We start from the raw sequence: 19,363 nt of genomic DNA on the forward strand, positions 1-19,363 counted from the left end.
ATGCCGATCGACGTCGAAGTCGCACTCGCCGCGGAACTGGATCCCATCGAATTCTCCTGGACCAGTAGCGATATCCAGCTCTACCACCTCGGCCTGGGCGCCGGCGCCGACCCGATGGATCCGCGGGAGCTGCGCTATCTGGTTGACGACGCGCCGCAGGTGCTCCCCACCTTCGGCAGCGTGGCGGCCAGCTTCCATCTGACCACGCCGCCCACCGTTCAGTTCCCCGGCATCGACATCGAACTCAGCAGGGTATTGCACGCCTCGGAACGGGTGGAAGTACCCGGGCCGCTACCGCCTTCGGGCTCGGGAAAGGCCGTCACCAGGTTCACCGACATCTGGGACAAGGGCAAGGCCGCGGTGATCTGGAGCGAGACGACGGTGACCGCGCCTTCCGGTGACCTGCTCTGGACGCAGAAGCGGTCCATCTTCGCTCGCGGTGAAGGCGGTTTCGGCGGTGAGCGGGGGCCCTCGGGTTCGGACGCCGCACCCGAGCGCGCCCCGGATCTCGAGTTGGCGATGCCGATCCTGCCGCAGCAGGCGCTGCTCTATCGCCTGTGCGGCGACCGCAACCCGCTGCACTCCGATCCCGAATTCGCCGCTGCCGCAGGCTTTCCCCGGCCGATCCTGCACGGCCTGTGCACCTACGGCATGGCGTGCAAGGCGATCACGGACGCACTGCTGGACGGGGACGCCTCGGCCGTCGCGGCCTACGGCGTGCGCTTCGCGGGCGTGGCCTATCCGGGTGAAACGCTGAAGGTCAACGTCTGGAAGGAGGACGGCCGCTTCCTGGCCGGCGTCATCGCGCCGGCGCGTGATGATGCGGTGGTGCTCAGCGGCGTCGAGTTGATTCCCGGCTAGCGCTGGTCATCCCTCAGCCCGCCGCGGGCACCGGCTCCATGGTGTCTCGGGCACCGCCGTGCAGATTCTTGGCAGTCGGTGACGTAGACACATCGGCGGGATTGGGATAGGTGCCGAACACGCGGTCGGCCGTGCCCGAAGTCGTCACGGTGAACCAGTAATGCTCGTTCTTGTAGTGGTGCAGCCGGTGATCGCGGTAGATGGCCCGATACGGCCTCGTCTTGGGCTTGTAGTCGGAGTGGACTAGATAGTGGCACCACTCGTAGACAATGCCCATGCCGGCGTAAACCGTCAGGTAGGTCAGCCCCAGCCCTGGCCGGGTGAGTTCGGCCAGCGCGCCCGCAAACACCAACGAGAACGGAAGAATCCAGAGCAGTGCTTTCCACGGTATGAAGACGAGCGCGGCATTGCGTGGATCCGCATGATGAGCACGGTGTTTGCGCGAAAGCAGCGGGTCGATTTTCAGTCGGCCGATGTTGCGGGGGCGCCAGTGCAGTATCACCACATGGATGACCCACTCATAGAACGGGAACGTCGCCACCATCAGCGCGGGCAGCAGCGCGTCGGTCCATTGCCAGTCACCGACCACCACCCGCGCTACCAGCGCGACGAGAAACGTGGTGCCGATCATCCACGGCGAGGGGTGTTTCCAGAATTCGCGGCCCGCTCGGGCGAGCGTGAGGCCCTTGCGGGCTGCTGTGGTCATCGTGAATCCTCCAGACTCGTCAAAGCGGCATTGATTGCCGCCGTAGCGGGTTCGAGCAGGTCGTACGCGGCTTGCCTGGCTGCGGGCTGATCGCCCTCGGCGATGGCGCTCGCAATCGCGCGGTAGCCCGCAATTCGTCCGACTTCGGCTGCCATGACGACGGCGAGAGCCGACAGTGCAGGTTCGTACGCGGCGCGGAGTGTGTTGTACATCAACCGAAATACGATCGAATCGGCCCCGTCGACGACGTGATCCCAAAAAGCCATGGCGCGACGTTGACGCTCGATCGGGTCTGCCTCAGCCTCGAGGGCGTCGAGCGCATCCTCGAGCAACACGGCCAACTCCGGCGGCCGACGCTGCGCCGCCAATTCGGCCACCTTGGGCCCGATGTGCAAACGGGCCTCGAGGATGCTCCGGACCACCGGGTATTGGAGTTCGCCGGCGCGCACCAGCAGACTGGGCAGCAGGTCCAGGCCGCCGTGCCGGCGGAAGTCACGCACCGTGGTGGAGTCGCCCTGCCGGACTTCCACGAGACCCGTTGCGGCAACGCGCTTGAGCGCCTCACGAACCGCGGGTCGAGACACCCCGAGCACCTCGGCGAGGCGACGTTCACTCGGCAGCGTCTGCCCGGGCTGGATCCCCCCACTGAGCACTTCAGCCACGATCTGATCGAAGACCTCTTCGGGGACCGACTTGCGGTTGACCGGCTGCAGGGGCATAAAACGACCCTAGCCGCACGTCGGCCAGAGGTCAAGGGGCCAGGTGGTCATACCAGTATCCACCGGACGCTGCCCGTTCGCGGCCGGGCAGGCGCTAGCCGAGAATCAACCCCGATGTCGGAACGCCCGTCCCCGCCGTCACCAGCACATGCTCGACGTCTGGTACCGGGTTTACCGACGTCCCCCGCAATTGCCTTACGCCTTCGGCAATTCCGTTCATGCCGTGGATGTAGGCCTCACCGAGCTGACCGCCGTGGGTATTGATGGGCAGCCGTCCACCGACCTCGATTGCACCGTCGGCGACAAAGTCCTTGGCCTCACCGCGGCCACAGAACCCCAACTCCTCCAACTGAATCAGCGTGAACGGCGTGAAATGGTCGTATAACACCGCGGTCTGGATATCGCCAGGCTGCAACCCCGACTGCGACCACAGCTGCTGGCCCACCACGCCCATCTCGGGCAACCCGATCTCGGGCCGGTAATAGCTGACCATCGTGTACTGGTCCGGGCTGGAGCCCTGGGCCGCCGCCTCGATGACCGCCGGACGGTGCTTGAGGTCGCGTGCCCGCTCCGCAGATGTCACCACGATCGCCACCGCGCCGTCGGTCTCCTGGCAGCAGTCCAGCAGCCGCAGCGGCTCGGCGATCCACCGCGAATTCTGGTGGTCCTCAATGGTTATCGGCTTCTCGTAGAAGTACGCTTTCGGGTTCTTGGCGGCATGTCGGCGGTCGGCCACCGACACCGCCCCGAAGTCGCGACTGGTGGCACCCGACCAGTGCATGTAGCGACGCGCGATCATGGCCACCTGCGCGGCCGGCGTCGAAAGCCCGTGCGGGTAGGAGAATGAGTTATCAACGCCCGTCGAATCAGCGTTCTCGGTCAGCCGCGTCTGCACCTGGCCGAACCGCATGCCGGAGCGTTCGTTGAAGGCGCGGTAAGCGACCACTACGTCGGCCACTCCGGTGGCCACGGCGATGGCCGCCTGCTGCACGGTCGCACATGCCGCCCCGCCGCCGTATCCGATCTTGGAGAAGAACTTCAGGTCACCGATGCCGGCCGCGCGTGCCACCGCCACCTCGGTGTTGGTGTCCATGGTGAACGTGGTCAAGCCATCGACGTCGGCAGGCGAAAGCCCCGCGTCGTCAAGCGCATCACGAACCGCCTCGGCGGCCAGTCGCAGCTCGGACCGGCCGGAGTTCTTCGAGAAGTCGGTGGCGCCGATCCCGACGATGGCCGACTTACCGGACAACATCTATGCGTCCCCCATCGTCAGCGTGACCGTCGCGATGACATGGTTGCCGAGGCTGTTGGCGCCGATCACCTTCACCGTGATCAAGCCGTCCTGCACCGCAGTCACCTCACCGGAGAAGGTCACCGTGTCATAGGCGTACCAGGGCACCCCGAGCCGTAGCCCGATCGACTTGATCAGGGCCGACGGCCCGGCCCAGTCGGTGATGTAGCGCTGCACCAGCCCGGTGTCGGTCAGGATGTTGACGAAGATGTCCTTGGAACCTTTGGCCTGGGCCTTGTCCCGATCATGGTGAACATCCTGAAAGTCTCTGGTGGCCAAGGCCGTTGAGATGATAAAGGTCGGATCCCCATACAGTTTGAGCTCGGGCAGCGCGAAGCCGACGGCCGGCGCACTCATGCGTCCGGCTCCCACGCGTACAGCGTCCACTCCGGCCCGGAATCGCCCGCCGGAAAGTCGATGTACGTCGCGCGCACCGCCATCCCGATCTCCACCGCGGCGGGATCGACGCCGCGCAGCTCGCCCAGCATCCGCACGCCTTCCTCCAATTCGACTAACGCGATCACGAAAGGCAAAGTGCGACCGGGCACTTTCGGCGCGTGGTGCACGACGAAGCTGTAGACCGTGCCGCGCCCACTGGCCACGGCATAGTCGACAGGGTCGGCGGGGTCCTGCCACACCGCCGGCACCGGCGGGTGCTGCAAGCCACCGTCGGGCAGTTTCTGGATCCGCAGCTCGTGGGCCTTGACGCCCTCCCAGAAGAACGCGGTATCGCGCGAGGAAGCCGGCCGCATCATGGCGTCCGCGTCCAGGTCGTCGGGCACCGCGGAAGCCGCGGACGTTGCCGCCGACGGCTTGAATTTCAAGATGCGCCAGTTCATCTCGGCCACATCTTCGTCGCCGACCCGCCACACGATGTGCTGGTTGATGAAGAAGCCTTCGCCCAAAGCGGTCTGCTTCGGGCCCACCACCTCACCCATCTCTGAGGTGATGCTGACCTCCTCGCCGGGCCGTAGGTAACGGTGGTAGGTCTGCTCGCAGTTGGTCGCGACCACTCCGATGTAGCCGTTGTCGTCGAACAGCTTCATCATCGGGCCCATGGGGTCGTCGTCCGGGCGAGCGCCACCAAGCCCGAACATGGTCCACACCTGGATCATCGCCGGTGGCGCCACCACTCCCGGGTGCCCCTCCGCCCGGGCCGCGGCGTCGTCGACGTAGATCGGGTTGCGGTCACCGATCGCCTCGACCCAGTTGTTGATCATCGGCTGGTTCACCGGATCACGGCCGACGCGCGGCTGAGCACCGCCACTGGCGACGATCTCCGCGATGGCCGACTGCAATTCGGTCATCGAGGCACCCTCGGCACCTTGAGACCAGCGGCGGCGATCATCTCGCGCATGACCTCGTTGACACCGCCGCCGAAGGTGATCACCAGGTTGCGTTTGGTCTGCGAGTCCAGCCACTCGAGCAGCTCGGCAGTGTCCGGCTCGGCCGGGTTCCCGTACTTGCCGACGATCTCCTCGGCCAACCGCCCGATGTATTGGATCTTTTCGGTGCCAAAGACTTTCGTCGATGCCGCGTCGGCCACGTTGATGTCCTCGCCGGCGGCGGCAACCTGCCAGTTGAGCAGTTCGTTGACCCGCCACAGTGAGTAGATTTCGCCGAGCGCCCGCTTGACGTCATAGTGGTCGATCGGGGTGACACCGTTGCCGCCGGGCTTGGCCGCCCACGCATGTAAGCGGTCGTAGATGCCGGCGGTGCGGCCGGCCGGTCCGAGCATCACCCGCTCGTTGTTGAGCTGGGTGGTGATCAGCCGCCATCCGCCGTTCTCCTCACCGACGAGCATGTCGGCCGGCACCCGCACGTCGTTGTAGTACGTGGCGTTGGTGTGGTGGGCGCCGTCGGACAGGATCACCGGTGTCCAGGAATAGCCCGGATCCTTGGTGTCGACGATCAGGATCGAGATGCCTTTGTGCTTAACGGCTTCCGGGTCGGTGCGGCAGGCCAGCCAGATGTAGTCGGCGTCGTGCCCGCCGGTGGTCCACATCTTCTGGCCGTTGACGATGTACTCGTCGCCCTGACGCACCGCGGACGTGCGCAACGACGCGAGATCGGTACCGGCCTCCGGTTCGCTGTAACCGATCGCGAAGTGCACCTCCCCGGCGAGGATCGCCGGCAAAAACTTCTTCTTCTGCGCCTCGGTGCCGAACTGCTGCAGCACCGGACCGACCGTCTGCAGCGTCACCGCGGGCAGCGGCACGTCGGCCCGGTGCGCCTCGTTGACGAAGATCGATTGCTCGATCGGACCAAAGCCCAGGCCGCCGTACTCCTTTGGCCAGCCCACGCCGAGCTTGCCATCCTTGCCCATCCGGCGGATCACCGCCCGGTAGGCCTCGTTGTGGCGGTCCTTCTCCATCGCCTTCGCCTCTTCAGGCGTGATCAGGTTGGTGAAGTACTCGCGTAACTCCGCCTGCAGCTGTCGCTGCTCCGGTGTGAGGTCGATGAACATCTAGACTCCAACCAGGTCTTCGGGGCGGCGACCCGCCGCGCCCGGCTGGGCCGGGCTGGCGATCGCCACCAAATCGAGACGATGCGAGGGCCCGCCCAGCAGCCGGGTCAGGTCCTTGATCGTCGAGTAGTACCGGTGCATCGGGTAGGTGATGTCCATTCCCATACCGCCGTGCAGATGATGGCAGGTCTGCATCACCGGCGGCGCCTGCGAAGCCAGCCAGTAACCGAGCACCTCGAGATCGGACCCGGCGTCGCGACCCTCGGCCAGTTTCCAGATCACCGCCTTGGACGCCAAATCGATAGTGCGCGAGGCGATGTACACCTCCGCCAGCTGCGCGGCCACCGTCTGAAATGTCGACAGCGGCTTGCCGAACTGCTTACGCCCCGCCACGTAATCCGCGGTCAGCCGCAGCGCCCCGGCCACCAGGCCGGCGGCATAGGCGCCGATCATGCCCAGCACCAACTGATTCACCCGGGCGGCCGAAGCACCCGCGAGTACATCGGCGTCGGCCACCGCGACGTCGGAAAATGTCACCGTGTACTCGTCGGAGCCGTTGGAAGCCGGAGTCCGGACCAGCCGCACTCCGTCGGCCTTGGGCGAGACCACCACAACGGCACTGTCGGCCGTCACCAGCATCCAGTCCGCCGACTCCGCGTACCCGACACCGACTTTCACGCCGGACAGCCGACCGCCCGCGAACGTAACCGATGGCCGGTCCGGCAGCGCGGACCCGGGCTCGTTCAGTGCGGCGGTCAGTACGCCACCTTCGGCGACCCCCCGCAGGAAACGATCCTGCTGCTCCTCGGATGCCAGGTCCAGCAGCGGCACCGCGCCGAACCCCAGCGTGACCAGTGCCGGAGTGATGGCGCCGTGACGGCCGGCTTCGGTGAGCACGGTGCCCACCTCGGCCAGCCCGACGCTGTCGCCACCGAGCCGTTCGGGCACCGGCAATGCCGTTACACCGCCGTCGGCCAACGCCTTCCAGCTCAGCTCACGTCCCAACACCGAAGTGACCACATCGGCAACGGCCTGTTGCTCTGCGGAGAGATCGAAGTCCATCTTGTCGTTTATATCCTCAGTGCGCGACCGGGCTGTTGCCGGTGTAGTCGACCTGCCAGTGCTTGATGCCGTTGAGCCAGCCCGACCGCAACCGCTCCGGTTCGGAGATCGGCGTGAGGTCGGGCATGTGGTCGGCAATCGCGTTGAAGATCAGATTGATCGTCATACGGGCCAGGTTGGCGCCGATGCAGTAGTGCGCACCGGTGCCGCCAAATCCGACATGGGGATTCGGGTCGCGCAGGATGTTGAAGCTGTGCGGGTCGCCGAAGACGTCCTCGTCGAAATTCGCCGACCGGTAGGACATCACCACCCGCTGACCCTTCTTGATGTGCACGCCGGCCAATTCGGTGTCCTGGTTGGCGGTGCGCTGGAAAGCCGACACCGGGGTGGCCCACCGGATGATCTCGTCGGCGGTGGTGGACGGGCGCTCTTTCTTGAACAGCTCCCATTGATCGGGGTTGTTCGCCATCGCGATCATGCCGTGGGTGATCGAGTTCCGCGTGGTCTCGTTGCCGGCGACGGCGAGCATGATGACGAAGAAGCCGAACTCGTCATCGGAGAGCTTCTCGCCTTCGATGTCGGCCTGGATCAGGGTGGTGACGATGTCATCGGTGGGGTTCTGGTTTCGCTCCGCGGCCATCGCCATGGCGTAGGTGATCAGTTCCATCGACGATTGCGCCGGATCGATGTCGGCGTACTCGGGGTCGGTGCCACCGGTCATCTCGTTGGACCAACGGAACAGCTTGTCGCGATCTTCCTGGGGAACGCCGAGCAGGCCCGCGATGGCCTGCAGCGGCAACTCACACGCCACCTGTTCCACGAAGTCGCCGCTCTCCGCGGACGCCGCGGTCTTGGCGATGTTCTGGGCGCGCTGCGCCAGTTCGGCTTCCAGTCGGCCGATGGCCCTTGGCGTGAAGCCGCGGGAGATGATCTTGCGCAGCCGGGTGTGGTGCGGTGCGTCCATGTTGAGCATGACGCTGCGTTGCAGTTCGACCTGCTCGCGCGTCATCTCCGGCGGCCACGTCGGGATGGCGCCATTCATCCAGCTGGAATAGACGTCGCTGCGCCGAGACACCTCCTTGACGTCGGCGTGTCGGGTCACGAGCCAATATCCGTGGTCCTCGAACCCGCCCGAGCCGGTCGGGATATCCACCCAGTGGACGGGCTCTGCCTTCCGCAGCGTGGCAAGCTCCTCGACGGGCAGCCCGGCCAGGTTGACATCGGGGTCAAGGAAGTCGAAGTCGGCGGGAATGTTGGGGGGTGCCATGTATATGCGCTCCTTTTGCAACACCAATTGCAACGTGTTCTAGTGCCAGTAAAACACGGCTCCTCCGCAGATAAAAGGCAGGTAACCGTCGTCGCTTGTCATAGTAATGAAACGTGTTCTAGCCTGACTTCATGGGTAACCCGGTAATCGTCGAAGCCACCCGCAGCCCCATCGGCAAACGCAACGGATGGCTGTCAGGACTGCACGCCACCGAACTGCTCGGAGCGGTACAGAAGGCACTGGTCGAGAAGGCCGGGATAGCCGCCGGGGACGTCGAACAACTCGTCGGCGGCTGCGTGACGCAGTTCGGCGAGCAGTCCAACAACATCACCCGGGTGGGTTGGCTGACGGCAGGGCTGCCCGAGCACGTCGGCGCCACCACCATCGACTGCCAGTGCGGCAGTAGCCAGCAGGCCAACCACCTCGTCGCCGGACTGATCGCGACCGGCGCCATCGACATCGGCATCGCCTGCGGCATCGAGGCGATGAGCCGCGTGGGCCTGGGCGCCAACGCCGGCCCGGACCGTGCGGCCATCCGCGCCGCGTCCTGGGACATCGACATGCCCAATCAGTTCGAGGCCGCCGAGCGGATCGCCAAGCGGCGCGGCATCACCCGCGAGGAGATCGACGCGTTCGGCTTCGCCTCTCAGGCGAAGGCCAAGCGGGCGTGGGAAGAGAACCGGTTCGACCGCGAAATCTCCCCGATCGTGGCGCCGGTGCTCGACGAGAACAAGCGGCCGACGGACGATCGCGCACCGGTCACCCGCGACCAGGGCCTGCGCGACACCACCTTGGAGGGGTTGAGCCAGCTCAAGGCGGTGATGGAGGGCGGCATCCACACGGCGGGCACCTCGTCGCAGATTTCCGACGGTGCGGCCGCGGTGCTGTGGATGGACGAGGACAAGGCGAAGGCGCTCGGCCTGCGCCCGCGGGCCCGCATCGTCAGCCAGGCCAATGTCGGCGCCGAGCCGTACTACCACCTCGACGGTCCCGTGCAGTCGACAGCCCGGGTGCTGGAGAAGGCCGGCATGAAGATGGGCGACATCGACATCGTCGAGATCAACGAGGCATTCGCCTCGGTGGTGCTGTCCTGGGCGCGGGTGCACGAGCCGGACATGGACCGGGTCAACGTCAACGGCGGCGCCATCGCCCTGGGCCACCCGGTGGGCGCCACCGGCGCCCGGCTGATCACCACCGCGCTGCACGAACTCGAGCGCACCGACCAGAGCACCGCGCTGATCACCATGTGCGCGGGCGGCGCCCTGTCGACCGGAACCATCATCGAACGTATTTAGTCCGGTGCACGTCTCCGAGGAAAGGCGCATCGCGGCGGCGCAGAGCTACATCGATGCGTTGGTCAGTCACGACGCCGAGGCGGTTCCGTTCGCGGCGGGCTGTACCCGCACCGAGTTCGGCCTGCGCAACGGCTTCTCCGGAAATCACTTGCGGCGCGGCCTCAATCGCGGATTGCAATACCGTGTCATCGCCGACGTGACGCCGCCGGACTACCGCATCGACGGCGACGAGGTGCACGCCCGCTTCGACATTGTTAGCAAGGCGGCCTTCGCCGGACGGCGAGTCGCGGCCCGCGTCGACGAGACCTTCGTGATTCCGGCCGAAAGTGCCACCGGCAAGGCCGAGATCCACCACATCAGAGCCAGCTTCCGGCCGTTCATTCAGCACTAGGATCAGTCCATGCCGAAATCCCGTCCACGTTTTCAGGATTCACCCCTGACCGACCACTTCATCAAATTGATGTCACGACTTAACACGTGGCTGTATCGCCGTAACGGCGGCGAAGGTCTGGGCGGAACGTTTCAGAAGATCCCGGTGGCCCTGTTGACCACCACCGGCCGTAAGACCGGCGAACCCCGGGTCAGTCCGCTGTACTTCCTGCGTGACGGCGACCGGGTGATCGTGGCGGCGTCGAAGGGCGGGGCGGCCAAAAACCCGATGTGGTACCTCAACCTCAAGGCCAATCCCCAGGTGCAGGTGCAGATCAAGAAGGAAGTGCTGGACCTGACCGCCCGCGATGCCACCGACGAGGAGCGCGCCAGGTATTGGCCGCAACTGGTGGATATGTACCCGAGTTACGAGGACTACCAGTCCTGGACCGATCGCACAATCCCGATCGTCATCTGCGCCCCAGCCTGATGCCCGAGGCCGAACGAAACCCCTCGAGTCCGCCCAAACCGTAAGCGCTGAAGCGCAGTTCGTTGCTACGGCACCGAACCGGCCGGCTACGTCAACCCGGCCAACCCGTCGACGCCGAGCACTGTCCCGCCCGTGCCGCCCGTGCCGCCGGCACCCGTGGTCGGACCGACGCCGGCGTTGCCGCCGTTGCCGCCGTTGCCGATCAACACGGCATTGCCGCCGTCACCGCCCTTGCCTCCGGTGGAGGTGCTGTCCCCGCCGGCGCCGCCGGCGCCACCGACACCCAACAACCCCCCACCGGTCCCGCCTTTGCCCCCGGCACCGGCGCTGACGCTCGCATACCCGCCGGCTCCGCCGATTCCGCCGCAGCCCAGCCAGCCGGCATCGCCGCCGTCACCCCCGGCGCCGCCGGTAGTGCCGCCATTACCGCCGCCACCGCCACCGCCGGCGCTCGAAAAGAGCAGGCCGGCGTTTCCACCATGACCACCCGCCCCGCCGGAGCCACCCACGCTGAGTCCGCCGGTTCCACCAAGCCCGCCGCTGCCGAACAGCTGGCCGGCATTGCCCGCGTTGCCGCCGTGACCACCGACGCCGCCTGCGCCAACCCCGCCGGCCCCGCCGGCGCCGCCGGGCCCCGCGATCAGGCCCGCGTTGCCCCCGGCCCCGCCCGCGCCGCCGTTGGTGTGGCCGAAGGCGCCACCACCACCGTGACCGCCGCCGGCGCCGACCAACCCGGCAAGCAGCCCCCCGCCGCCGCCCGTCCCGCCGGCACCTCCGGAGCCCAGACTGAAGCCGCCACCGCCGCCGGCGCCGCCCGCTCCCAGCAGCCCGCCGTTACCGCCAAGCCCGCCCGCCCCGCCGATCGAGCCGGGCCCGAAACCCGTCGCGGGTCCACCTGCCCCGCCGACTCCGGCATTGCCCGACACCAAACCCCCGGCTCCGCCGGCACCACCGGCCCCGGCGGTACCCGACGAGGCGCTCGCGCCACCCCCGCCGGCGCCGCCGGATCCCAACAGCCCACCGGCGCCGCCCACACCTCCGGCTTGGCCGCTGCCCGCCGCCCCCGACCCGCCGGACCCACCGTCGCCGAGCAACCACCCGCCCGGCGCTCCATTGGCTCCCGTGCCCGGGGCCCCGTTCGCACCATTACCGATCAGTGGACGGCTGGTGACCGAGTTGATCGCGTCCAGCAGAGCCTGTCGCACCGGTGGCAGGGGCGCCGCCGGATCGGGACCGTTAGTCCCGTTGGCTCCGAACACCAGGCCGGCAGTGCCGCCCGCGCCATTGGCGCCGAATGTTGGGCCCGTCCCCCCGTTGCCGCCGTTGCCGCCGTTGCCGAGCAGCACGGCGTTCCCGCCCAGCCCGCCGACACCGCCAGTCGTCGAGCCCTCGCCACCGGCCCCGCCGGCACCCCCGATGCCCAGCAGTTTGCCGGCGACGCCGCCGGCCCCGCCAGAACCACCATTCGTGCCGTACCCTCCGGCGCCGCCAATCCCGCCGCAGCCGAGCAAACCACCGTCGCCGCCGGCTCCGCCGGTCCCACCGGCCGCAGCAGGGCCACCACCGCTGAATCCGCCGGCCCCGCCCGAACCCCCGCTAGAAAACAGCAGACCGGAGTTTCCACCGCGCCCACCGGCCCCTCCGGTGCCGATACCGCTAAACCCGCCATCCCCACCGATACCGCCGCTGCCGAACAGCAGGCCGGCGTTGCCACCGTTCCCCCCCGCCGCGCCGGTGGGAGCCTTCATGCTGCCCCCGGCGGCGCCGCCGGCACCACCCGGTCCGGCGAGCAGGCCCCCGGCGCCGCCGTCACCTCCTGCCCCGCCGGCGATTTGGCCGAAGCCGCCGACTCCGCCGTCACCGCCGCCGGCGCCAACCAGCCCGGCGAGCAGCCCGCCGGTCCCGCCGGCCCCCCCGGCGCCGCCGGTGCCCGCAGCTACGTTTACCCCACCCGCGCCGCCTGCTCCGCCGCTGCCCAGCAAGCCACCGGCCCCGCCCATCCCGCCGGCGCCGGCCATTCCGCCCCCCCACGCGGCTCCGCCGGCGCCGCCGACACCAGCGTCGCCCGACAACCACCCGCCGGACCCACCGGCGCCGCCGCGCCCAGCGGGCTGTGCGGCAAACGATGTGCGCCCGCCGGCGCCGCCGGCACCACCTGAGCCCAACAGTCCGGCCGCACCGCCGGCGCCGCCGGAGCCGCCGGGTGTGGACGCCGTTGCGGGCGCTCCGGAGCCGCCGGCACCGCCGTCACCGAGCAGCCACCCACCCGGCGCCCCGTTGGCACCGGTGCCCGGCGCCCCATCCGCGCCGTTGCCGATCAGCGGGCGCCCGGTCAGCGCCTGCACCGGCGCGTTCACCCCGGCAAGCAACTGCTGCAGAGGAGAAGCGTTGGCCGTCTCAGCGGCGGCATAGACCCCCGCACCCGCCGTCAAGGCCGACAGGAACTGCTGCTGAAAGACCGCCGCCTGTGTGCTGAGCGCCTGATAACCCAGGGCGTGGTGGGAGAAGGCCGCCGCTATCGCCGCGGACACCTCGTCCTCGGCAGCCGCAAGAATCCCGGTGGTTCGAGCCGCGGCCGACACATCCGCGGCGTCGAGGGCCGACGAGATGCCGGCCAAATCTGTCGCTGCCGAGAAAATGTTCTCCGGCGCCACGATCACGAATGACATCTGACACCTCCGAGAGGTCGCGCCATACCAGCCCATGCCCTGATCATGGATCGGGTAGAAACGCACAGTACTGCGGCGGGGAAACGCCCGTCTTGCAGTTCGCGAAGAATCCGTCCCCAGGTCCTGACGGCGACCGAGTTCACCCCAACGGTCGACCGCGTCGGAAGACGCGGCTCAGTACGTGAGTCCGGCCAAAAGTGGCAGCAACACGACCGGCATGGGCGCCGGTCGCTCGGTCGCTGGGATGAACCTGTATCGGGTGACCCGGCGCAAACCCAGATGCTGACTGTTGTTGTAGGCCGCCGAGTTGAGCGCCGTCTGGGGCGACACCAGCAGTTCGGAGAGCTGGGGACTTACCGACGGTCCCGGTTCACCGCCGACCAGTTCGCCAATCAACGCGCCCCGCGCATCATTCACCGGCCAAGGACCACCGCCCCGGCACTCAATGCGCGCAGTTATGCCGTCATCGGCGCCGTACACCGTCAGGACGTCCTTGTGGTGGACACTTTTTGCAATGAGGCGCCCATCTGGATCGCTCACCGTCACCGGCGCCGGTTTCTCGTTGATCGAGCTGATCCGAGCCAACACGGCACCGCATGCTCCCCGCAGTTCGACATGGATGTCGTTGCCGGCGTCCATGCCGGTCAGAACCACAACCTTCCACAATCGCTGCGCAACAGCTCCGCCGCGGTGCACCCTGGCGGTTCGGGCAAGCAGGCTGCCGTCGAACCGCCGAAGTTCCCACCTGTGGCCCAGCGGGGTCGTACCGGCGCAGAACTCCGCCGTGAAATAACCGTGCGTCGTCAGGTCGTTGAGCGATTCAGCTACCGGCTCGTCCAATGGTGTTCAGGGACAATGGCTTTCCGAACGGTTCGCCGACTTCCCCGCTCCTTTCGGTGCCTATGTTACGACGCCGGCTATGAACCGGCCCCGTACACGGGAACCGGCGTCCGCGACTTGGCCAGCAGATCGGTGACCACCGGACCCAACTCGGCGGGATCCCAGCGCGCGCCCTTGTCGATCTGCGGTCCGTGCGCCCACCCCTCGGCGACGCGGATCAGCCCGGCCTCAACCTCGAATACCTTGCCGGTGACGTCGCGGGATTCGACACTGCCCAGCCACACCACCAGCGGCGAGACGTTCTCCGGCGCCATCGCGTCGAACCCGCCGTCCTCGGGCGCGGCCATGGTCTCGGCGAACACCGCCTCGGTCATCCGGGTGCGGGCAGCGGGCGCGATCGCATTGACGGTGATGCCGTAGCGGCCCAATTCGGCTGCACCGACGAGGGTCAGCGCGGCGATACCCGCCTTTGCCGCGGAGTAGTTGCCCTGTCCCACGCTGCCCTGCAGGCCGGCGCCGGAGCTCGTGTTGATGATGCGGGCGTTGAGGTCATCGGGCCCGACGGTGCCGGCCTTGATCTGCCGACGCCAATAGCCTGCCGCGTGCCGCAGCGTGGCGAAGTGTCCCTTGAGATGCACGCGAATGACGGCGTCCCACTCGCTTTCGCTGGTGTTGGCCAACATTCGGTCGCGGATGAAACCGGCGTTGTTGACCAGCACATCCAACCCACCGAAGGTGTCGACGGCGGTGTCGATCAGGTTCTGCGCGCCCGTCCAGTCGGCGACGTCGTCGCCGTTGGTCACGGCTTCCCCTCCGGCCGCGATGATTTCGTCGACGACCTGCTGTGCCGGGCTTTCGCCGGCCGAACCGTCCAGTCCGACGCCGATGTCGTTGACCACCACGCGCGCACCCTCCGCGGCGAACGCCAGGGCGTGCGCACGGCCGATGCCGCGGCCCGCGCCGGTCACGATGACAACCCGTCCGTCGAGCAAACCCATACTTACCTTCTCCCTCTACTTGATCGCGCTGGCGTTCGTCGTGGCCAGATAGTGCGGCGGCTCGCCGCCACCGTGCACCTCCAGCGTTGCCCCACTGATATACGACGCCACGTCACACGCTAAAAATGCTGCGGCCCAACCGATGTCCTCCGGCTTGGCCAACCGGCCAAGTGGCACATTCTTCGAAATCGCGGCAATCGACTCGGCGTCACCGTAGAAAAGGTCGGCCTGCTCGGTTTCGACCATGCCGACCACGCACGCGTTGACCCGGACCTTCGGCCCCCATTCCACCGCCAGCGTCTCGGTCAAACTCTCCAGGCCGGCCTTGGCCGCCCCGTAGGCCGCGGTGCCCGGACTGGGCCGCCGGCCACTGAGACTGCAGATGTTGACGATCGAGCCGCCGCCGGGCTGGTTCTGCATTACGTCGTTGGCGAACTGCGAAACCACCAGGCCACCAATCAGATTGAGCTCGATGATCTTGCGGCTGAATCTCGGACTTGATCCCGCGGTCAACACGTACGGCGAACCGCCGGCGTTGTTCACGACGACATCGAGCGTGCCGTGCCGTTCGACGATCGCGTCGATCAGGGCCTTGACAGCCTCGTCATCGCGCACGTCGCAACTGTGAAACTCATGCGGGAAACCCTCCACGGGCCGACGCGCGCAGGTGACGACTGTCGCCCCCTGCTCGGCGAAAACCGTACTGATGCCGGCGCCTACGCCTCGCACGCCACCCGTCACCAACACCACGCGCCCGGCCAGACCTAGATTGATGCCGTCGGGTGCTGAGCGGGGTCGGGTCACTGTGCTAGCGTACCAAGCAAGTGCTTGCTTAGGTAACTGACCCAGCAGATCCAGCAGGAAGTGCCATGACGATCACCTCCACCACCCCAGAACCGGGAATAGTCGCGGTCACCGTCGACTATCCACCCGTCAACGCCATTCCGTCGCAGGGATGGTTCGAACTCGGCGACGCGATCACGGCGGCCGGACGGGATCCGCAGACCCACGCGGTGATCCTGCGTGCCGAAGGCCGCGGCTTCAACGCCGGCGTCGACATCAAGGAAATGCAGCGAACCGAAGGGTTCACCGCGCTGATCGACGCCAACCGCGGCTGCTTCGCGGCGTTCCGTGCTGTCTACGAATGCGCAGTTCCAGTGATCGCCGCGGTGAACGGATTCTGCGTCGGCGGCGGCATCGGTCTGGTCGGCAACGCCGACGTCATCGTCGCCTCCGACGACGCGACATTCGGGCTGCCGGAGGTGGAGCGCGGCGCGCTCGGCGCGGCCACCCACCTGTCCCGCCTGGTCCCCCAGCACATGATGCGGCGGCTGTTCTTCACCGCCGCCACCGTGGACGCCGCAACCCTGCACCACTTCGGCTCGGTACACGAGGTGGTGCCGCGCGCGGAGCTGGACGAAGCGGCACTGCGGGTGGCCCGCGACATCGCCGCCAAGGACACCCGCGTCATCCGTGCCGCCAAGGAAGCGCTGAACCTGATAGACGTACAACGCGTCAACTCGAGTTACCGCATGGAGCAAGGGTTTACGTTCGAGCTCAACCTCGCCGGCGTTGCCGACGAGCACCGCGACGCGTTCGCCGGAACGGCGAAAGGCAAGAAGGAATGACACGCGACAAGCGCACCACCCTGGACGACGCCGTTTCGCACGTGCGCAGCGGCATGACCATCGGTATCGCCGGTTGGGGATCGCGTCGTAAGCCGATGGCCTTCGTCCGTGCCCTGCTGCGCACCGACGTCACCGACCTGACCGTGGTCACCTACGGCGGACCGGATCTGGGCCTGCTGTGCTCGGCCGGCAAGGTCAAACGGGTCTACTACGGATTCGTCTCGCTGGACTCGCCACCGTTCTACGACCCGTGGTTCGCCAAGGCCCGCACCAGCGGTGCCATTGAGGCTCGCGAGATGGACGAAGGCATGCTGCGCAACGGGCTGCAGGCGGCCGCTCAACGGTTGCCGTTCCTGCCGACCCGCGCTGGACTCGGTAGTGCGGTACTGGATTTCTGGGAGGGCGAGCTCAAGACCGTCACCAGCCCCTATCCGACCGATGGCGGGTACGAAATGCTGATCGCCATGCCCGCGCTGCGCCTGGACGCCGCGTTCGCCCACCTGAATATCGGCGACAACCGCGGCAATGCCGCGTACACCGGCATCGACCCCTACTTCGACGACCTGTTCCTGATGGCCGCCGACAAGCGCTTCCTGTCGGTGGAACGGATCGTCTCCACCGAGGAACTCGTCAAATCCGTACCACCGCAAGCGCTGTTGATCAACCGGATGATGGTGGACGGTGTGGTCGAAGCACCCGGTGGCGCTCACTTCACCACCGCCGCACCCGATTACGGCCGCGACGAGAAGTTCCAGCGGCACTACGCCGAGGCCGCCTCCACCGAGGAAGGCTGGCAACAATTCGTCGAGAGATATCTGTCCGGCAGCGAAGAGGACTACCAGTCCGCCGTGCGCAAGTTCGCCGAGGAGGCAGCGAAATGACGGTCTCCCGGGCGGAGGTATGCGCGGTCGCCTGCGCCGAGTTGTTCAGGGACGCCGGCGAAATCATGATCAGCCCGATGACGAACATGGCATCGGTGGGCGCCCGGCTGGCACGGCTGACGTTCTCCCCCGACGTCCTGCTGACCGACGGCGAGGCACAACTGCTCGCCGATACACCGGCGCTGGGCAAGACCGGACCGGTCGAAGGCTGGATGCCGTTCGGGCGGGTCTTCGAGACCCTGTCTTGGGGCCGGCGCCATGTCGTGATGGGCGCCAATCAGGTTGACCGCTACGGCAATCAGAACATCTCGGCATTCGGCCCGCTGCAACAGCCGACCCGGCAGATGTTCGGGGTGCGCGGCTCGCCAGGCAACACCATCAACCACGCCACCAGCTACTGGGTAGGCAATCATTCCAAGCGGGTGTTCACCGAAACGGTCGACATCGTCTCCGGCATCGGTTACGACAAGGTCGACCCGGACAATCCCGCGTTCCGGTTCGTCAACGTCTTCCGGGTGGTGTCCAACCTCGGCGTCTTCGACTTCGGCGGACCGGACCACACGATGCGCGCGGTGTCCCTGCATCCCGGCGTCGCCCCCGACGACGTCCGGGAAGCCACCTCGTTCGAAGTACACGGGCTCGCCGAGGCGGACGAAACCCGACCACCGACGGACGACGAGCTGCGGTTGATTCGCGAGGTCATCGACCCGAAAGCGTTGCGCGACAGAGAGATCCGGCAGTGAAGCTCAGGACACCGCTGACCGAGCTGGTCGGCATCGAGCACCCGGTGGTGCAGACCGGGATGGGCTGGGTGGCCGGTGCGCGGCTGGTTTCGGCCACGGCCAACGCCGGCGGCCTGGGCATCCTGGCGTCGGCCACCATGACACTGGACGAATTAGCCACGGCCATCGGCAAAGTCAAATCTGCGACAGACAAGCCGTTCGGCGTCAACATCCGCGCCGACGCCGCCGACGCGGGTGATCGTGTCGAGCTGATGATCCGTGAGGGCGTCAAGGTGGCGTCGTTCGCTCTGGCACCCAAGCCGGAACTCATTTCCCGGCTCAAAGAGGCCGGGGCGGTGGTCGTGCCGTCGATCGGCGCGGCCAAGCATGCCCGCAAGGTCGCCGGTTGGGGTGCCGACGCGATGATCGTGCAGGGCGGCGAAGGTGGTGGGCACACCGGCCCAGTCGCCACCACCCTGCTGTTGCCGTCCGTGTTGGACGCGGTCAAGGGCACCGGCATCCCCGTGATCGCCGCCGGCGGATTCTTCGACGGACGCGGACTGGCCGCGGCTCTCTCGTATGGCGCGGCCGGCGTAGCGATGGGCACCCGCTTCCTGCTCACGTCGGACTCCACGGTTCCCGACGCGGTCAAGCGGCGGTATCTGGAGTCGGCTCTGGACGGCACGGTGGTCACCACCCGGGTCGACGGCATGCCGCACCGCGTGCTGCGTACCGGCCTGGTGGAGAAGCTGGAAAGTGGCTCGCGGGCAAGGGGTTTCACTGCGGCGGTGCGCAACGCCGCCAAGTTCAAGCAGATGTCGCAGATGAGCTGGCGGTCGATGATCCAAGACGGTTTGGCCATGCGGCACGGCAAGGAACTCACCTGGTCGCAGGTGGTGATGGCGGCCAATACCCCGATGCTGCTCAAGGCCGGACTGGTGGAGGGCAACACCGAGGCCGGCGTGCTGGCCTCCGGCCAGGTGGCCGGCATCCTGGACGACCTGCCGTCGTGCGCCGAGTTGATCGAGTCGGTCGTGGCCGAGGCGATCGAACATCTGCAGGCCGCGTCGAAGCTAGTGGAGTAGTTGACGCGTGTCG

General features: G+C 67.3%; 20 protein-coding genes. 8 read left to right on the top strand and 12 right to left on the bottom strand.

The window, feature by feature from the left end:
• Positions 1–861: a MaoC family dehydratase gene (locus tag JX552_RS28000; RefSeq protein ID WP_205875010.1), complete on the top strand. Its 861-nt coding sequence runs from the start codon at positions 1–3 to the stop codon at positions 859–861.
• A 13-nt stretch (positions 862–874) separates the two neighbouring features.
• Here JX552_RS28000 and JX552_RS28005 read toward each other — a convergent pair whose 3' ends face one another.
• From JX552_RS28005 to JX552_RS28040, 8 genes are all read right to left on the bottom strand, one after another.
• On the bottom strand, positions 875–1,567 hold the full coding sequence (locus tag JX552_RS28005) for a sterol desaturase family protein (protein WP_205875011.1): 693 nt from the start codon (positions 1,565–1,567) through the stop codon (positions 875–877).
• Positions 1,564–2,286 carry a FadR/GntR family transcriptional regulator gene (locus JX552_RS28010; protein WP_205875012.1) on the bottom strand — a complete coding sequence of 241 codons (723 nt, stop codon included), beginning with the start codon at positions 2,284–2,286 and terminating at the stop codon, positions 1,564–1,566. Before JX552_RS28010 ends, JX552_RS28005 begins: the two co-directional genes overlap by 4 nt.
• Positions 2,287–2,380: 94 nt before the next feature.
• Positions 2,381–3,538, bottom strand: coding sequence for a lipid-transfer protein (locus tag JX552_RS28015; RefSeq protein ID WP_205875013.1), 1,158 nt, complete (start codon positions 3,536–3,538; stop codon positions 2,381–2,383).
• The gene (locus tag JX552_RS28020) at positions 3,539–3,934 is read right to left on the bottom strand and encodes a MaoC family dehydratase (protein ID WP_205875014.1); all 396 of its coding nucleotides are present in this window, start codon (positions 3,932–3,934) and stop codon (positions 3,539–3,541) included.
• A complete protein-coding gene (locus JX552_RS28025; RefSeq protein WP_205875015.1) occupies positions 3,931–4,884 on the bottom strand; it encodes a bifunctional MaoC family dehydratase N-terminal/OB-fold nucleic acid binding domain-containing protein in 954 nt (317 codons plus the stop codon). The genes JX552_RS28020 and JX552_RS28025 overlap by 4 nt, the downstream gene beginning before the upstream one ends.
• Positions 4,881–6,044, bottom strand: a complete 1,164-nt coding sequence (gene fadE29 / locus JX552_RS28030; RefSeq protein ID WP_205875016.1) for an acyl-CoA dehydrogenase FadE29 — start codon at positions 6,042–6,044, stop codon at positions 4,881–4,883. The genes JX552_RS28025 and fadE29 overlap by 4 nt, the downstream gene beginning before the upstream one ends.
• Positions 6,045–7,106, bottom strand: coding sequence for an acyl-CoA dehydrogenase family protein (locus JX552_RS28035; protein ID WP_205875017.1), 1,062 nt, complete (start codon positions 7,104–7,106; stop codon positions 6,045–6,047).
• A gap of 16 nt (positions 7,107–7,122) precedes the next feature.
• Complete coding sequence (locus JX552_RS28040) at positions 7,123–8,373, bottom strand: cytochrome P450 (RefSeq protein ID WP_205875018.1); 1,251 nt, start codon at positions 8,371–8,373, stop codon at positions 7,123–7,125.
• A 131-nt stretch (positions 8,374–8,504) separates the two neighbouring features.
• Here JX552_RS28040 and JX552_RS28045 point away from each other — a divergent pair, with 131 nt between their 5' ends.
• Genes JX552_RS28045 through JX552_RS28055 form a run of 3 tightly spaced genes read left to right on the top strand, consistent with a single transcriptional unit; the run spans position 8,505 to position 10,527 of the window.
• Entirely contained in the window at positions 8,505–9,668 is a 1,164-nt protein-coding gene (locus tag JX552_RS28045; RefSeq protein ID WP_205875019.1) for a steroid 3-ketoacyl-CoA thiolase, read from the top strand.
• A gap of 4 nt (positions 9,669–9,672) precedes the next feature.
• The gene (locus JX552_RS28050; protein WP_205875020.1) at positions 9,673–10,059 is read left to right on the top strand and encodes a DUF8021 domain-containing protein; all 387 of its coding nucleotides are present in this window, start codon (positions 9,673–9,675) and stop codon (positions 10,057–10,059) included.
• 9 nt (positions 10,060–10,068) lie between these two features.
• Positions 10,069–10,527 (top strand): nitroreductase family deazaflavin-dependent oxidoreductase, encoded by a 459-nt coding sequence (locus JX552_RS28055; protein WP_205875021.1) that lies wholly within the window; start codon positions 10,069–10,071, stop codon positions 10,525–10,527.
• 86 nt (positions 10,528–10,613) lie between these two features.
• On the opposite strand, the gene JX552_RS28060 is transcribed toward JX552_RS28055, so the two are convergent.
• The 4 genes from JX552_RS28060 to JX552_RS28075 form a co-directional block, all read right to left on the bottom strand.
• Positions 10,614–13,196 carry a PE family protein gene (locus JX552_RS28060; protein WP_205875022.1) on the bottom strand — a complete coding sequence of 861 codons (2,583 nt, stop codon included), beginning with the start codon at positions 13,194–13,196 and terminating at the stop codon, positions 10,614–10,616.
• Between the two features lie 174 nt (positions 13,197–13,370).
• Positions 13,371–14,036, bottom strand: a complete 666-nt coding sequence (locus JX552_RS28065; RefSeq protein WP_205875023.1) for a hypothetical protein — start codon at positions 14,034–14,036, stop codon at positions 13,371–13,373.
• A 77-nt stretch (positions 14,037–14,113) separates the two neighbouring features.
• Positions 14,114–15,034 carry an SDR family oxidoreductase gene (locus tag JX552_RS28070; RefSeq protein ID WP_205875024.1) on the bottom strand — a complete coding sequence of 307 codons (921 nt, stop codon included), beginning with the start codon at positions 15,032–15,034 and terminating at the stop codon, positions 14,114–14,116.
• 15 nt (positions 15,035–15,049) lie between these two features.
• Complete coding sequence (locus JX552_RS28075) at positions 15,050–15,808, bottom strand: SDR family oxidoreductase (protein WP_205878727.1); 759 nt, start codon at positions 15,806–15,808, stop codon at positions 15,050–15,052.
• Between the two features lie 95 nt (positions 15,809–15,903).
• Between JX552_RS28075 and echA20 the strand changes: the two genes are divergently transcribed.
• From echA20 to ipdC, 4 genes are read left to right on the top strand one after another with little or no spacing between them, the layout of a single operon-like run.
• The gene (gene echA20 / locus JX552_RS28080) at positions 15,904–16,662 is read left to right on the top strand and encodes a (7aS)-7a-methyl-1,5-dioxo-2,3,5,6,7,7a-hexahydro-1H-indene-carboxyl-CoA hydrolase (protein WP_205875025.1); all 759 of its coding nucleotides are present in this window, start codon (positions 15,904–15,906) and stop codon (positions 16,660–16,662) included.
• On the top strand, positions 16,659–17,543 hold the full coding sequence (ipdA, locus tag JX552_RS28085; RefSeq protein ID WP_205875026.1) for a cholesterol ring-cleaving hydrolase subunit IpdA: 885 nt from the start codon (positions 16,659–16,661) through the stop codon (positions 17,541–17,543). Before echA20 ends, ipdA begins: the two co-directional genes overlap by 4 nt.
• Positions 17,540–18,286 (top strand): cholesterol ring-cleaving hydrolase subunit IpdB, encoded by a 747-nt coding sequence (ipdB, locus tag JX552_RS28090; protein ID WP_205875027.1) that lies wholly within the window; start codon positions 17,540–17,542, stop codon positions 18,284–18,286. The genes ipdA and ipdB overlap by 4 nt, the downstream gene beginning before the upstream one ends.
• Complete coding sequence (gene ipdC / locus JX552_RS28095; RefSeq protein ID WP_205875028.1) at positions 18,283–19,350, top strand: (3aS,4S,5R,7aS)-5-hydroxy-7a-methyl-1-oxo-octahydro-1H-indene-4-carboxyl-CoA dehydrogenase; 1,068 nt, start codon at positions 18,283–18,285, stop codon at positions 19,348–19,350. Before ipdB ends, ipdC begins: the two co-directional genes overlap by 4 nt.
• Positions 19,351–19,363 lie beyond the last annotated feature (13 nt).

It is taken from the genome of Mycobacterium gordonae (assembly GCF_017086405.1).
In the GTDB taxonomy this organism is placed as follows: Bacteria; Actinomycetota; Actinomycetes; order Mycobacteriales; family Mycobacteriaceae; genus Mycobacterium; species Mycobacterium gordonae_D.

Coding starts and splice junctions, on each gene's coding strand:
- JX552_RS28000 (WP_205875010.1), top strand. CDS start 1: ATGCCGATCGACGTCGAAGTCGCACTCGCCGCGGAACTGGATCCCATC.
- JX552_RS28005 (WP_205875011.1), bottom strand. CDS start 1,567: ATGACCACAGCAGCCCGCAAGGGCCTCACGCTCGCCCGAGCGGGCCGC.
- JX552_RS28010 (WP_205875012.1), bottom strand. CDS start 2,286: ATGCCCCTGCAGCCGGTCAACCGCAAGTCGGTCCCCGAAGAGGTCTTC.
- JX552_RS28015 (WP_205875013.1), bottom strand. CDS start 3,538: ATGTTGTCCGGTAAGTCGGCCATCGTCGGGATCGGCGCCACCGACTTC.
- JX552_RS28020 (WP_205875014.1), bottom strand. CDS start 3,934: ATGAGTGCGCCGGCCGTCGGCTTCGCGCTGCCCGAGCTCAAACTGTAT.
- JX552_RS28025 (WP_205875015.1), bottom strand. CDS start 4,884: ATGACCGAATTGCAGTCGGCCATCGCGGAGATCGTCGCCAGTGGCGGT.
- fadE29 (WP_205875016.1), bottom strand. CDS start 6,044: ATGTTCATCGACCTCACACCGGAGCAGCGACAGCTGCAGGCGGAGTTA.
- JX552_RS28035 (WP_205875017.1), bottom strand. CDS start 7,106: ATGGACTTCGATCTCTCCGCAGAGCAACAGGCCGTTGCCGATGTGGTC.
- JX552_RS28040 (WP_205875018.1), bottom strand. CDS start 8,373: ATGGCACCCCCCAACATTCCCGCCGACTTCGACTTCCTTGACCCCGAT.
- JX552_RS28045 (WP_205875019.1), top strand. CDS start 8,505: ATGGGTAACCCGGTAATCGTCGAAGCCACCCGCAGCCCCATCGGCAAA.
- JX552_RS28055 (WP_205875021.1), top strand. CDS start 10,069: ATGCCGAAATCCCGTCCACGTTTTCAGGATTCACCCCTGACCGACCAC.
- JX552_RS28060 (WP_205875022.1), bottom strand. CDS start 13,196: ATGTCATTCGTGATCGTGGCGCCGGAGAACATTTTCTCGGCAGCGACA.
- JX552_RS28070 (WP_205875024.1), bottom strand. CDS start 15,034: ATGGGTTTGCTCGACGGACGGGTTGTCATCGTGACCGGCGCGGGCCGC.
- echA20 (WP_205875025.1), top strand. CDS start 15,904: ATGACGATCACCTCCACCACCCCAGAACCGGGAATAGTCGCGGTCACC.
- ipdA (WP_205875026.1), top strand. CDS start 16,659: ATGACACGCGACAAGCGCACCACCCTGGACGACGCCGTTTCGCACGTG.
- ipdB (WP_205875027.1), top strand. CDS start 17,540: ATGACGGTCTCCCGGGCGGAGGTATGCGCGGTCGCCTGCGCCGAGTTG.